Source organism: Vreelandella venusta (assembly GCF_044809155.1).
In the GTDB taxonomy this organism is placed as follows: Bacteria; Pseudomonadota; Gammaproteobacteria; order Pseudomonadales; family Halomonadaceae; genus Vreelandella; species Vreelandella venusta_B.
Window position 1 is genome coordinate 1134390 of record NZ_CP085241.1, and the last position, 13209, is coordinate 1147598.

Annotated in this window: 13 protein-coding genes; 9 read left to right on the forward strand and 4 right to left on the reverse strand. The window is 53.2% G+C overall.

All coding sequences use genetic code 11. From position 1 onward, the window contains the following. Nucleotides 1-25: 25 nt before the first annotated feature. A complete protein-coding gene (tal, locus tag LG301_RS05420; protein WP_404474090.1) occupies nt 26-964 on the reverse strand; it encodes a transaldolase in 939 nt (312 codons plus the stop codon). 138 nt (nt 965-1102) lie between these two features. On the opposite strand from tal, the gene LG301_RS05425 reads away from it, so the two are divergent. From LG301_RS05425 to LG301_RS05465, 9 genes are all read left to right on the forward strand, one after another. Continuing rightward, nucleotides 1103-2302, forward strand: a complete 1200-nt coding sequence (locus LG301_RS05425) for a multidrug effflux MFS transporter (RefSeq protein ID WP_404474092.1) — start codon at nt 1103-1105, stop codon at nt 2300-2302. Beyond that, nucleotides 2299-3030, forward strand: coding sequence for a sulfite exporter TauE/SafE family protein (locus LG301_RS05430; protein WP_263065285.1), 732 nt, complete (start codon nt 2299-2301; stop codon nt 3028-3030). Before LG301_RS05425 ends, LG301_RS05430 begins: the two co-directional genes overlap by 4 nt. Before the next feature lie 128 nt (nt 3031-3158). Continuing rightward, complete coding sequence (locus LG301_RS05435) at nt 3159-4172, forward strand: substrate-binding domain-containing protein (RefSeq protein ID WP_404474093.1); 1014 nt, start codon at nt 3159-3161, stop codon at nt 4170-4172. A gap of 152 nt (nt 4173-4324) precedes the next feature. Further along, a complete protein-coding gene (gene pstC, locus LG301_RS05440) occupies nt 4325-5575 on the forward strand; it encodes a phosphate ABC transporter permease subunit PstC (protein WP_404474095.1) in 1251 nt (416 codons plus the stop codon). An 18-nt stretch (nt 5576-5593) separates the two neighbouring features. Next, nucleotides 5594-6760: a phosphate ABC transporter permease PstA gene (pstA, locus tag LG301_RS05445; protein ID WP_404474097.1), complete on the forward strand. Its 1167-nt coding sequence runs from the start codon at nt 5594-5596 to the stop codon at nt 6758-6760. A gap of 24 nt (nt 6761-6784) precedes the next feature. Beyond that, nucleotides 6785-7624 carry a phosphate ABC transporter ATP-binding protein PstB gene (gene pstB, locus LG301_RS05450; RefSeq protein WP_404474099.1) on the forward strand — a complete coding sequence of 280 codons (840 nt, stop codon included), beginning with the start codon at nt 6785-6787 and terminating at the stop codon, nt 7622-7624. 117 nt (nt 7625-7741) lie between these two features. Further along, nucleotides 7742-8773: an ArsJ-associated glyceraldehyde-3-phosphate dehydrogenase gene (locus LG301_RS05455; protein WP_404474101.1), complete on the forward strand. Its 1032-nt coding sequence runs from the start codon at nt 7742-7744 to the stop codon at nt 8771-8773. 16 nt (nt 8774-8789) lie between these two features. After that, on the forward strand, nt 8790-10001 hold the full coding sequence (gene arsJ, locus LG301_RS05460; RefSeq protein ID WP_404475182.1) for an organoarsenical effux MFS transporter ArsJ: 1212 nt from the start codon (nt 8790-8792) through the stop codon (nt 9999-10001). After that, nucleotides 9998-11152: an MFS transporter gene (locus LG301_RS05465; RefSeq protein ID WP_404474103.1), complete on the forward strand. Its 1155-nt coding sequence runs from the start codon at nt 9998-10000 to the stop codon at nt 11150-11152. Before arsJ ends, LG301_RS05465 begins: the two co-directional genes overlap by 4 nt. 18 nt (nt 11153-11170) lie before the next feature. Here LG301_RS05465 and LG301_RS05470 read toward each other — a convergent pair whose 3' ends face one another. From LG301_RS05470 to LG301_RS05480, 3 genes are all read right to left on the reverse strand, one after another. Next, entirely contained in the window at nt 11171-11404 is a 234-nt protein-coding gene (locus LG301_RS05470) for a thioredoxin family protein (RefSeq protein WP_404474105.1), read from the reverse strand. A gap of 57 nt (nt 11405-11461) precedes the next feature. After that, nucleotides 11462-12811, reverse strand: coding sequence for a permease (locus tag LG301_RS05475; RefSeq protein WP_404474107.1), 1350 nt, complete (start codon nt 12809-12811; stop codon nt 11462-11464). 100 nt (nt 12812-12911) lie between these two features. Then, nucleotides 12912-13199, reverse strand: a complete 288-nt coding sequence (locus LG301_RS05480; protein WP_404474109.1) for a CC/Se motif family (seleno)protein — start codon at nt 13197-13199, stop codon at nt 12912-12914. Between the last annotated feature and the right edge of the window lie 10 nt (nt 13200-13209).

Genomic DNA, 13209 nt, shown 5'->3' on the forward strand with positions numbered 1-13209 from the left:
AGGTAAAGAGCGACCACTCATCGAGTTAGTGGCTGCGAAGCGTGCTGAGCAGCTCTTCAAGTTTGCGCTGGTCGGCCATAAACTTGCGAATCCCTTCTGACAGTTTGTCCGTCGCCATCTCGTCTTCATTCATGGCCCAACGGAAATCTGCCTGTGATAGAGGGTCACTGGGTGCGCTATTAGACGCTTTAGGTACGAGCTGCTGTGGCAATTCTCCTTGAAGCTCGTCTAGCTCTTTGAGCAGTGCCGGGGAGATCGTCAACCGATCACAGCCGGCGAGTGCCTGAATCTCGCCAATATTTCTAAAGCTTGCGCCCATGACAATGGTGGGGTAACCGTGGCCTTTGTAGTAGTCATAAATGCGCTTAACAGACTGCACGCCTGGGTCATTGGTACCGCTAAAGTCCGTCTCAGGATGTTTGGCTTTATGCCAGTCGAGAATACGACCCACGAAGGGTGAAATAAGCGTTGCGCCAGCATCGGCGCAGGCCTGCGCCTGGGCAAAACCAAATAGCAGGGTGAGGTTGGTACGAATACCGTCGCGCTCTAGCTGGCGAGCCGCTTGTATACCTTCCCAGGTCGATGCCATTTTGATCAAAATACGCTCTGAACCCACCCCCTTCTGAGCATAACGCTCAATCAGCGAGTGTGCTTTAGCAATGGTTGCCTCTTTGTCAAAAGATAAGCGAGCACTTACTTCGGTGGAAACGTAACCAGGCACCAGTTCACTGATTTCGCTGCCAATGTCGACTGCGACGCGATCAACGGCCTCGTCGAGACCGTTGCTCTCTTTAGCAATACTGGCAAGACGTGCGCGCCTATCTTCTTGTTGGGCAGCTTGCAGAATAAGCGATGGGTTCGTCGTGGCGTCCTGCGGCTGAAAACGGCGAATTGCCTCAAGATCGCCGGTGTCAGCCACCACGGTCGTCATTTCTTTTAACTGCATCAGTAGGCTAGTGGCCATGGGTAGCTCCTTGCGTTGTCGTTGAGGTACTTTAACAAGGGGCGAGCACCACGAACAGAGACCGACAAATCAATTCAAAATGGTTATAATTAGCGGCCTATCTTTTTCTCCAGCCGCCGCTTTAAACCAAGGATTACCATGGAGCTGAATCCACGCCGGGTAGCGCTACTGGTTGCAGCCAATACCGCGCTTGCCCCCTTTGCTATTGACGCGTATTTGCCCGCTATCGGCATTCTGGCTGAGAGTATTAATGCCAGTATTCATCATACTGAACTTTCAATCAGCATGTTCTTATTCGGTTTCGCGATCGGGCAGCTCTGCTTTGGGCCAGTATCGGATCGTTACGGACGAAAGCCGGTGCTATTAAGCGGGCTGGTGGTCTTTATGCTCGCCAGTTTGATGATTACTACGGTCGATAGTCTGGGGTCGCTGCTGGTCTGGCGGTTTATACAAGCATTGGGGGGCGGGGCCTGCGTCGTGAATTCTGCAGCCATTGTGCGCGACTGCTTTAGCGGGCGTGAAGCTGCCAAGGTGATGTCTACCATGGCGATGATTATGATGCTGGCGCCATTAGTAGCACCAGCCGTGGGTAGTATACTGCTCCATATTGCGGATTGGTGGCTGATTTTTGTGTTTTTGGCAGCCTATGCGGGCTTTTTACTTTGGCTGTTGGGCACTCGACTACCCGAAACCCGTGACACGAGCTTGCCCGCTGCTTCACCCCGTCAAGTGGTGCGTAACTATGCGAGCGTGCTGCGCCATCGTGAAGCGATGGGCTATATCTGCGCCGTGGCGGCATCTTTTGCCGGGCTATTTGCGTTTATCACCGCGTCGCCATTTCTCTATTTAGAGTATTTTGACTTATCGCCGGGCATCTATCCGCTGGTGTTCGGCGTCAACGTGGTTATGATTGCGCTCTCAAATCGCGTCAATATTTATCTGTTGCGAAAGCGCACTCCGCAACAAAATCTGCGCTTGGGACTGACGGTTCAGCTCGTAGCCGCGGCGGGCCTCGTCGTTGCTACGGCGCTCGATGTGGCCTCTATTTATGTCGTGGTGCCGCTGGTAATGCTGTTCACCGGTATGATTGGTTTAATTACGCCTAACGCTATTGCCTCGCTGTTAGACCACTTTGGGCATATCAGCGCAACAGCCACCGCGCTATTGGGTGGCGTTCAATTTAGCTGCGGAGCGCTTGCTGGCGTGTTGGTGGGGTTGTTCCAGGTAGAGCACCTGTGGCCCATGGTACTGACCATGTTGGGAGCTGCCTTACTGGGGAATATCGGCGTTAGGCTCCTCACCACGGCGCCGTTAATAGACAATGCGCCGTCTCGATGAGTAGCTTGCTGCAGTGGATCGAAATGCCGTTAGGCGTGTGGCTGGCGTGTTCGGCCGTGCTGCTGCTGGGCGCTTTTGTTCAACGAGCCACTGGTTTTGGTTTGGCGGTTGTTGGTGCGCCGCTGCTCCTGATATTAGAGCCGCGTTTAGTGCCGGTTATCCTGGTACTGTTTGGGCTAACGGTGTCGTTGATGATGGTGCGCCATTACTGGCACGAAGTACGGTTAGATGCGATCGGTGTCGCGCTCATTGGCCGTTTGCCAGGCAATGCCTTAGGAATTTGGCTGCTGCTAGCCGCGCCGATGGTAGTGCTGGAAAAACTGATTGCTGCGATTGTGTTGTTTGCCGTCCTGGTAACGTTTTTCCGTTTCACGCTGCCGGTTAATCGTGTCTCGTTGTTTATCGCGGGCGTGCTCTCCGGCATCTTTGGTACCGTTGCTGCCATCGGCGGCCCGCCTATTGTACTGCTGATGCACGGATTTTCGCCGGATCGCCTGCGCGGAAATCTCGCTGCCTTTTTTATTTTAACGTCGCTTTTAACCCTCACCACTCTAGCCCTGGCTGGGCTGGTGAGCGTTTGGCATTTTAAATTGGCGCTCACCTTTTTGCCTGCGGTGCTTATGGGTAACGCCTTGGCAGACGCTATTGCTCACCGCTTGGATAAGCGAATGCTCCAGGGTGCCTCGCTTGCGCTCTGTACGCTGGCGGCATTAGGGCTATTACTGTAGTCATTCGCAATACAGCACGTCACGTTAAAAAAATTTGTGATGGCGCATAGTGTCATATAGTTGTCATCGAAGCAGTGCAAAGTACGTCCTGCGAAGGCCAAAACCTTACATCGACAGGAGTATTTCGCATGAACCGTATTCTAAAAACCACCGTCATTGCGGCAGCTGTAATGAGTGTTGCGGGTGTGGCGCAGGCACGTGACCAGATTCGTATCGTCGGCTCCAGTACCGTTTACCCGTTTGCCAGCTACGTGACGGAAGAGTTTGGTGCCACTACCGGCAATCCGACGCCTGTTATTGAATCAACTGGTTCGGGCGGTGGTTTGCGTCTGTTCTGTAACGGTGTAGGTGAAGGCACGCCTGATATCACAAATGCTTCACGCCGGATGAAGGTTGCTGAGTTTGAGCGTTGTGAAGAGAACGGCGTTACTGATATCACCGAAGCTAAAATCGGCTCTGACGGTATCGTGCTTGGTCAGTCCAACACAAATGATGTTGTTGACCTGACGCTTGAGCAGATTTTCATGGCCGTCGCCGCTCAGGTGCCGGTTGATGGCGAGCTAGTCGACAACCCTTACACTAACTGGAGCGAGATCGACTCTTCGCTGCCAGACCGTGAAATCTCAATCTATGGCCCGCCCACTACTTCTGGTACCCGTGACGCTTTTGAAGAGCTAGTCATGGAAGCTGCATCGCTTGAAATGGGTGTTTACGGTGAAGAGGGCTACACCGATATTCGTTCTGACGGTGTTTACATCGACGCTGGTGAGAACGACAACCTGATCGTTCAACGCTTGGGCGAAGACACCGGTGCAATGGGCATCTTTGGCTACTCTTTCCTTGAAGAGAATACCGATACGCTGAACGGTGCCACCATTGGCGGCGTTGAGCCAACGCCAGAGGCTATTAGCTCGGGTGATTATCCAGTTGCGCGTTCACTGTGGTTCTACGTCAAGAACCAGCACGCTGAAGAAGTACCGCCGATGTACGACTACGTTGATATGTTTATGAGCGAGCAGATGATTGGCGCAGATGGTTACTTGCGTGATATCGGCTTGATCGTACTGCCGGAAGAAGAGCGTGAAGAGTGGCGTCAAGCGGTTGCTGATCGCACTACAATGTCAGCAGACGTTCTTAAGTAAGTCGCTGAGTTAGAAATGAAAATGGTCGGCAGCGAAAGCTGCCGGCCTTTCGTTTTATGACGGCGAATATTGGCCTCTGTCACATTGTTGTAATGTTTTTACCCCAAAGTAGTCGTCAATACGATTTCATTAAGTAATGCGAGAGAAATTCGATGCAGACTAACCAGCTTCTTCTGATTTTTTGCGGTGCGTTACTACTGCTGGGGCTGCTGGCGTTTTTTGCTGGCCGTTCAAAAGCCACCCGTTTACGCAGTGCGGGTACGGCGATGTTTGCTCAGCCAGATCAATACGCCTGGTTTACCGTGCTCTCAACTGCCGGTCCAGCTGTACTAGTGAGTACGCTGGGAGCTTTTGTGCTGCTTTTAATGGGCGCCGATATTCCTACGCTCTATTTACTGTCCGCGAGTTTGGTGATTGCAGCCATAGGGCTGATGGTAAGTCTTAACCAAGTTAAACCTGATTTTCACGCCCGGCAGGCCATTGAGCGGGTCATTCGCATGGTTTTGGCCGGGGCAGCGTTAATCTCGATTTTTACTACGTTTGGTATTTTGTTCTCGATTATTTCCGAGGCGCTGCGTTTTTTCCAAATGCACAGCTTTTGGGAATTCATTACCGGCACTACTTGGAATCCAGGCGCGAGCTTTTTAGCGTCAGCGGGTCGTGGCGATGGTAGTGGGGCTGAATTTGGCTCGATACCGCTATTTGCCGGCACCTTTATGATTACCGCTATCGCTATGCTGGTCGCTGTTCCTATCGGCCTGCTCTCCGCGATTTACATGTCAGAGTACGCCCCTCAGCGCGTGCGCACTGTCGCTAAACCCGTACTGGAAGTGCTCGCGGGTATTCCTACCGTGGTTTACGGCTTTTTTGCCGCGATTACGGTAGCGCCCATTATTGTCAATATCGCCGGATTTTTTGGGCTCGATGCTTCTTACAATAACGCCGTCGCCCCTGGTGTCGTGATGGGTATCATGATTATCCCGTTTATCTCGTCGCTGTCTGACGATGTGATCAACTCAGTGCCCGATAGTATGCGCCAAGGGTCTCTGGCATTAGGCATGACCAAAGGTGAAACCATTCGAGACGTGGTCATTCCAGCTGCGCTGCCCGGGATTATTTCAGCGGCACTCTTGGGTATGTCACGAGCGCTAGGCGAAACCATGATTGTGGTGATGGCAGCAGGTATGCGGCCCAATCTCACCGCTAATCCGCTGGAAGATATGACTACGGTAACCGTGCGCATTGTGGCGGCTTTAACAGGAGACCAAGAGTTTGAAAGCGCTGAAACTTTGTCAGCCTTTGCCCTTGGGCTTGTGCTGTTTGCAGTAACGCTTGCGCTAAATCTGGTGTCTGTACTGATGATCCGTCGTTTCCGCGAAAAATACCGCGTGAATAACCTGTAACGCTGAGGAACTGTTTCGATGAGCCATACTTTTGACGAAATCAGCCAGCAGCTAAGGCGGCGTCACCGTAAGTCTGCCCGCCTTAAATGGATCTCGATGGGATCGTTGGGCTTGGCAGGCCTGTTTCTGGTGCTCTTCTTTGCTGACATGCTAAACAAAGGCTTACCAGCCTTTCAACAGGCGTACGTTCTGACCGAGTTAAATTATACAGAAGAGGCTTCTACCGATGCCCGCAAAGCTATTGCCGATGATCTAGTGCCATTAGTAAGTCGTACTGAATTGCGCACTATTCCTCTTCAGATGCGCAATGATACAAGCATGCTCGGTACCACCGAAGAAAGATGGCTATTAGTTAATAGTGAAGCTGATCAATATATTAAAGGGCATCGCCACCGTCTTAGTGAAGAAGAGCAGGCCGCTATAGACGAGCGATTGGAATCGGGCCAAGTGAGCTTGCGCTTCAATACCACCTTTTTTGGGTCCGGTGATTCAAAAATCGCTGAGAGTGCAGGTATTCTCTCGGCAGTGGTCGGCACTGTGATGACCATGATCGTAACGCTATTAATCTCATTTCCTATCGGGGTAATGACCGCCGTTTATTTAGAAGAGTTTGCGCCGGATAACCGCTTCACCCAGGCGATTGAAATCAACATCAATAACCTGGCCGCGATCCCGTCGATTCTATTTGGTTTGCTGGGTTTGGCGATCTTTATCAACTTCTTCGGAGTTCCGCGTTCGTCGCCGTTGGCCGGTGGTATGACGCTAGCACTGATGACGTTGCCGGTGATTATTATCTCTACGCGAACCGCGCTGCGTAGCGTACCGGATTCTATCCGTCATGCGGCTTTTGGGGTGGGCTGTTCGCGCTGGCAAGTAGTGCGCGATCACGTTCTGCCGTTGGCAATGCCGGGCATTATGACGGGCTCCATTATTGGCTTGGCTCAGGCGATGGGTGAAACAGCACCGCTAATCATTGTCGGTATGGTGGCCTTTATTCCTGATGTGGGCGCATCCTTTACTGAAGCGGCCACCGTTATGCCTGCGCAGATATTTACTTGGTCAGGCGAGCCTGAGCAGGCGTTTGTGGAAAAAACAGCCGGCGGTATCTTGGTGCTACTCACCGTACTCATCTCACTCAACGCCTTTGCCGTTGTGTTACGTAAGAAATTTGAGCGTCGCTGGTAGGCCAGCGCGATAGAGGACATGACTATGAATAGCAAAGCACCCGTGATGAATCAGCAGCATGCACCAGACGTTGGTCAGCCTTATACACGTAACGAGCAAGCGTGCCACGACCTTAGTATTCGCGTTCGCGACCTCAACCTGTGGTACGGCAAGAGCCAAGCCCTGAAAGGTCTGAACATCGACCTGTTCCAGAAGAACGTGACCGCGCTGATTGGTCCTTCGGGGTGCGGTAAGTCGACCTTTTTGCGCTGCTTAAACCGCATGAATGACTTGATCCCTAGCGTCCATACAGAAGGCTTGGTCGAAATGGACGGCCGTGATGTGAACGCTGCAAAAATGGATGAAGTAGCGCTACGCCGCCGGGTAGGGATGGTGTTCCAGAAGCCGAATCCGTTTCCGAAATCTATCTACGAAAACATTGCCTACGCCCCGCGTATGCATGACTTAGTAAGTCGCAAGGCGGAGCAAGACGAGCTGGTTGAAAAAGCACTGCGTGATGCAGGCCTGTGGAACGAAGTCAAAGATAAGCTACAGGAACCCGGCACCTCGCTATCCGGCGGTCAGCAGCAGCGTTTGTGTATTGCTCGTGCCATTGCGGTACAGCCTGACGTTATTTTGATGGATGAGCCTACCTCTGCGCTGGATCCGATCTCAACGGCGACGATCGAAGATCTAATGGATAAGCTGAAAGAGAAGTTCACCATTATTACCGTGACGCACAATATGCAGCAGGCTGCACGGGTAGCGGACTACACGGCATTTTTCCACCTAGGGGAGATCATCGAGTACAACGATACTAAGGTGATGTTCTCAACCCCTGCACAGAAGAAAACCGAAGACTATATTTCCGGTCGTTACGGTTAACCAAACGCGCCTGCAAACTCGCATTAGCGGTTTTGCAGGCGGTTTTTTGGTTGTATATATATGTTTTTTCGTATATTGACGGTAAGATTTTTGCACTGTTTATAAAAAGGTGGCTCCATGGCATTACGTATCGGTATTAACGGGTTTGGTCGTATTGGTCGTCTGGCACTGCGCAGCCTGTGGGCTGAGGTTGAAGCCGGGGCCGTTGAGCTTATGCGCATTAATGACCCCGGTGGGGATGCGGCAACGTTTGCACACTTATTAGAATTTGACTCAGTACACGGTCACTGGTCGCCGGGTAAAGGGATTACCGCTTCCGACGATTCGATAGTGCTTGATGGCCGCTCCGTTGCATTTAGCGCCAACAAAGCGGTTGCCGATAGCGATTGGTCCGCGTGCGACGTGGTCATTGAGTGCTCGGGTAAAATGAAAACGACGGAAAAACTGCAGGCCTACTTGGATCAAGGTGTCAGCCGTGTCGTCGTCAGTGCGCCGGTAAAAGAGCCAAGCGTGCTGAACGTAGTGGTGGGCGTGAACGACCATCTTTATGACCCTTCTCAGCATAAGATTGTGACTGCCGCCAGTTGCACCACTAACTGTTTGGCACCCGTGGTCAAAGTGATTCAGGAAACCTTCGGTATCCGCCATGGTTCAATGACCACTGTTCACGACATCACCAACACCCAAACCATTCTAGACGCCCCGCACAAAGATCTGCGTCGCGCACGTGCTTGCGGTATGAGTTTGATTCCCACCACCACGGGCTCGGCAAAAGCGATTACTGCGATTTTTCCAGAGCTGGAAGGCAAGCTGAACGGCCACGCTATTCGCGTGCCTCTGGCCAACGCATCGCTCACCGATATGGTGTTTGAGCTTGAGCGAGAAGTCACTGTTGAAGAAGTTAATCAGGTGCTAAAAGCCGCCGCGGATGGCGAGCTAGCCGGTATTCTGGGCTATGAAGAGCGTCCGCTGGTATCGATCGATTATCGCACCGACCCGCGCAGTTCCATTATCGATGCGCTATCCACCATGGTCGTCAACGGCACCCAGCTTAAGCTTTACGCCTGGTATGACAACGAGTGGGGCTACGCCAACCGCACGGCTGAGTTGGCGCTGATGGTCGGTGGCGAGCAGGTGAGCCGTGGCTGATTCGTCGTTGTTGAAAATGCGGGCGCGTATAAAGGCGCTACCTTTTGAGGTGCGCCAATACATGCTGATCACCGGTAACTACTGGGCATTTACCGTTACCGATGGCGCACTGCGCATGCTGGTGGTGATGTATTTTCACCAGCTAGGTTACTCGCCGCTGCAAATTGCCATGCTGTTCCTGTTCTACGAAGCCTTTGGTGTGGTGACCAACTTGGTGGGCGGTTGGCTGGGCGCGCGGTTAGGCTTGAACCGCACGATGAACGTGGGGCTGGGGCTGCAAATTATTGCGCTTGCCATGCTGATGGTGCCCGCCGGGATGCTGACAGTGGTCTGGGTGATGGCGGCGCAGGCGCTGTCTGGCATCGCCAAAGACTTAAACAAAATGAGCGCTAAAAGTGCGGTTAAAGTACTGGTACCTAAAGAGAGCGCCAACGCGAATAGCGCACTTTATCGCTGGGTAGCGATGCTGACCGGCTCTAAAAACGCGCTGAAAGGCTTGGGCTTTTTCGTTGGTGGAGTACTGCTAACGCTGATCGGTTTCCGCGGTGCGGTAATTGCCATGGCAGTGATGCTTAGCGCAGTGCTGATGCTCTCTTTGTGGCGCTTAAAGGCAGATTTAGGGCGCCAGAAGGTAAAGCCCAAGTTTTCGGAGATTTTTTCCAAGTCCCGCGCTATTAACGTGCTTTCAGCGGCGCGCTTTTGCCTGTTTGCGTCTCGGGATGTCTGGTTTGTGGTGGCGTTGCCGGTGTTTTTATATGACCAGCACGGCTGGTCCCACTGGACGGTAGGCGGATTGCTGGCAGCGTGGATTATTGGCTATGGCGGGGTGCAAACCCAGGCCCCTAAGCTAACTCGGCTGATTAAAGGGGATGCTCGCGCGCTAACCGCTGGGTGGGCAGCCGCTTTGGCGGTTTTGGCCATTTTGCTGGCGCTACTGCCGCTGGCGCAGGTAGGTTGGCTAGTGGTCGGGCTGTTGGCGTTTGGGGTGCTGTTTGCGATTAACTCTAGCTGGCACAGCTATTTAATTGTTCACTACGCGCGCGCCGATGGCGTCTCGATGGATGTCGGCTTTTACTATATGGCCAACGCTATGGGGCGGTTGGTGGGAACACTGCTATCAGGCTGGCTATATATGGCTTACGGGCTGAGCGCCTGCCTATGGGTAGCGGCAGGCCTGGTGGCCGCCAGTGCACTCATGGCGCTGGCGTTGCCTAGACAAGCCGCATGATCCGTTCGCTCAGGGTTGGTTTGACGCTCACGTTAGGGAGTGCGCAAACGCTTTCCTGGGCATCCAGTTATTATCTACCCGCCATCCTTGCAGTCCCAATAGCACAAGAGTTAAGTGTTTCAACCAGCTGGGTATTTGGCGCGTTTTCAGCAGCATTGCTGCTGACAGCAATGCTCGGGCCTTCCGTTGGCCGATGGATCGACAAACAAGGCGGGCGAGGCGTTTTGATGGCCTCAAACGGGGTAATGGCGCTGGGCCTTGGCATAATGGCCCTATCTCAGGGTTTACCCTCGCTAGTACTTGCTTGGCTGGTAACGGGGATTGGGATGGCGATGGGGCTATACGATGCTGCTTTTGCCACCTTAGGCCGATTATTAGGGCGTCAAGCCAGGGCTTCGATTACCGGTGTTACGCTGGTCGCTGGATTTGCCAGCACGGTGGGTTGGCCGCTTACCGCGTGGTTGGAAAACGAATGGGGCTGGCGAGTGGCCTGCGCTAGCTGGGCATTAGCGCATGTGTTGATCGGTATGCCTTTGAATTTCAGCCTGCCTAAAGCGGCCAGCAACGCCGTTTCTAGTGGGGCTGATCAACGAGCGCCAATGCCTGGCCGCCCCCGTTTAACCATGCTGCTTTTAGCCTATGTGTTTGCGGCGGGGTGGTTTGTGTCGACGGCGATGGCGGCGCATCTACCCAGGCTATTACAAGAGAGTGGTGTGTCACTTTCAGTCGCAATTGCAGCCGCCGCGCTTGTGGGGCCTGCCCAGGTAGCGGCGCGCATGGGTGAGTTTATACTGCTGAGGCATTGCCATCCGTTGGTGGCGGCACGCGTGGCAACAACGCTGCATCCGTTAGGCGCCGCATTGTTAACAGCCGTTGGTATGCCCGCTGCCGGTTTTGCGTTACTGCATGGTGCGGGTAACGGCATGATGACCATTGCGTCTGGTACGTTACCGCTGGCGCTATTTGGCCCCAAAGGATTCGGGCGGCGGCAAGGACTCATTATTGCCCCCGCACGTGCGTCTCAAGCACTCGCACCACTGCTATTTGGTCTGCTGATAGAGCAGAGCGGTGCCAGTGCGCTGTGGCTAACAGCCCTGTTAATGCTGGGCGCGACGCTAGTGTTGCTATGTATTCGCGTGCCTAGTCACTAGGGCTGTTTCATCGACGCTTTATGCTTTGAGTAGCTGCTTAATCTCCTCAGCACTGGCTACTTTACCCTCGATCACGACATTGTCATCGATTCCCAGCGCAGGTGTGCGCATGATGCCTTCATCAATAATGGCGTTTACATCGGTAATTTTCTCGATTTCCACGGTTAGACCGAGTGCGTCGGCAGCTTCTTTTGCGTTGTCGGTAAGTTGCTGGCACTTCTTGCAGCCACTGCCGTATATCTTGAGTTTCATCAGGTCACTCCTTTTGGTTTTAACGCTGGCTTTTAACAAAGGCTGCATTATTCTTTCTCAAGGCCACAACTGACCGTATAAATAGCCGGACAGTGTCGCCATCACGACAACCAGTGTGCAGTAAACCAGGGTTTTCTGCGTCCCTATAATGGTGCGAATCACTAGCATGTTGGGTAACGACAGGGCGGGCCCTGCCAGCAGCAGTGCTAACGCTGGACCCTTACCCATACCGTTACCAATCAAGCCTTGAACGATGGGCACTTCGGTAAGGGTCGAGAAATACATAAAGCCGCCCAGCAGTGAGGCGAGGAAGGTAGAGCGTAATCCGTTATCGCCAACCGCTAGCACTACCCACTCTGAGGGGATGAGTCCTTCTTCTCCAGGACGGCCCAGCAGCAGCCCGGCTACGAATACCCCGACCAAAAGCAGTGGCATAATCAGTTTGGTGAATTCCCAGCTTTGCTCTGCCCACTCACGGTCGTCGTCACGCAGGGTGGCAATTAGCATAAGGCCAATAATGCCAACCGCGAACGCCAGCTCAGGTACACTGGGCACTAGCGCAGCGGCGATGGCGACGGTGCCTGCCAGCACGGCTACTTGATGAAGCGGCCAGTTCCAGCGACGAATTAGTAGCAAAGCAAAAAGACCGGAAAGTACGGCAGTGATATGCCATTTGTATGCATAAATGGTCATCCAGGTATCGCTGTCGGCTGCCGCCCAGTTGGCAAATACCAAAATGCCCACCATAAGTCCAAAAAATACGCCGATTTGGCCAAGGGGACGGGAAAGCTCACCACTGAATCCGCGACTGTTTTTGGTTGCGCGGGTCTGCTCCTCACGGCGGTAGATTAGGTGCATGATGATGCCAATTATCACGGCGAATACAATCGCACCGATGGCCCTGGCTAACCCCAGTTCAACGCCCAGCACTTTGGCGGTTACTACAATCGCCATAATGTTGATAGCGGGTCCTGAGTAGAGAAAAGCAATGGCAGGCCCCAGGCCTGCGCCTCGGCGATAAATACCCCCAAAAAGCGGTAGTACGGTACAAGAACAGACGGCCAACAAGGTGCCTGAAACCGATGCCATGCCAAAGGCAACAGGCTTGGGAGCGTTAGGTCCCAAATAGCGCATCACGGCACCTTCGCTTAGATAGGCAGCCATGGCACCGGCGATCAGAAAGGCCGGCAGCAGGCAGAGAATGACGTGCTCCTGAGCATACCAGTGTGTTAGCCGGATGCCTTCCAGCACCGCATTATCAAAGCGTGCTGTCCCAGCGGGCAAGAAATAGATCAGCAGAAAAATTCCCACCACAGCAGCGAGCCAACGCACTTGGTGGGGGTTCTTCTTGGCGAGGTAAAGCAGGCGACCGACAAAGGAAGGTGAGGAAGTGTTAGGTTCCGGCATGCGATACCTCATGTAGGTCTGAAAGGAATATTCTTATAATTATATATGGATAGGCATATATTAACCAAGTCAGTTTATCCGCAAAAGTGATGCTTTACGTTTATTGAATAGCGACACCATCCACATACAGGTGGCGTAACTTCCACCAGCCTTCAACACCAATGCGCAGCCCCTGAGCCGTTAGGTCAGGGGGTATATAGATCGAAATACCATCTTGAGTATGGTGCTGATAGTCGTGGATATCATCTGGCAGCCGCGTTTCAGCCACCGCCAGATTCGCGAGGCCACCGCAGCAGCCATGACGGGGGGAGAGGCGGACAGTAACGACGCCGCCTTGCTGTTTAATGAACTCCACGGCGTTGCTATCGATATCAATAATATTCTTCATGGCCCACTCC

Bases quoted from the DNA above. Each gene is read 5' to 3' on its own strand.
- LG301_RS05470 (WP_404474105.1), bottom strand. From the start codon at position 11,404: ATGAAACTCAAGATATACGGCAGTGGCTGCAAGAAGTGCCAGCAACTT.
- tal (WP_404474090.1), bottom strand. From the start codon at position 964: ATGGCCACTAGCCTACTGATGCAGTTAAAAGAAATGACGACCGTGGTG.
- LG301_RS05480 (WP_404474109.1), bottom strand. From the start codon at position 13,199: ATGAAGAATATTATTGATATCGATAGCAACGCCGTGGAGTTCATTAAA.
- LG301_RS05435 (WP_404474093.1), top strand. From the start codon at position 3,159: ATGAACCGTATTCTAAAAACCACCGTCATTGCGGCAGCTGTAATGAGT.
- pstB (WP_404474099.1), top strand. From the start codon at position 6,785: ATGAATAGCAAAGCACCCGTGATGAATCAGCAGCATGCACCAGACGTT.
- pstA (WP_404474097.1), top strand. From the start codon at position 5,594: ATGAGCCATACTTTTGACGAAATCAGCCAGCAGCTAAGGCGGCGTCAC.
- pstC (WP_404474095.1), top strand. From the start codon at position 4,325: ATGCAGACTAACCAGCTTCTTCTGATTTTTTGCGGTGCGTTACTACTG.
- LG301_RS05465 (WP_404474103.1), top strand. From the start codon at position 9,998: ATGATCCGTTCGCTCAGGGTTGGTTTGACGCTCACGTTAGGGAGTGCG.
- LG301_RS05425 (WP_404474092.1), top strand. From the start codon at position 1,103: ATGGAGCTGAATCCACGCCGGGTAGCGCTACTGGTTGCAGCCAATACC.
- arsJ (WP_404475182.1), top strand. From the start codon at position 8,790: ATGCGGGCGCGTATAAAGGCGCTACCTTTTGAGGTGCGCCAATACATG.
- LG301_RS05455 (WP_404474101.1), top strand. From the start codon at position 7,742: ATGGCATTACGTATCGGTATTAACGGGTTTGGTCGTATTGGTCGTCTG.
- LG301_RS05430 (WP_263065285.1), top strand. From the start codon at position 2,299: ATGAGTAGCTTGCTGCAGTGGATCGAAATGCCGTTAGGCGTGTGGCTG.
- LG301_RS05475 (WP_404474107.1), bottom strand. From the start codon at position 12,811: ATGCCGGAACCTAACACTTCCTCACCTTCCTTTGTCGGTCGCCTGCTT.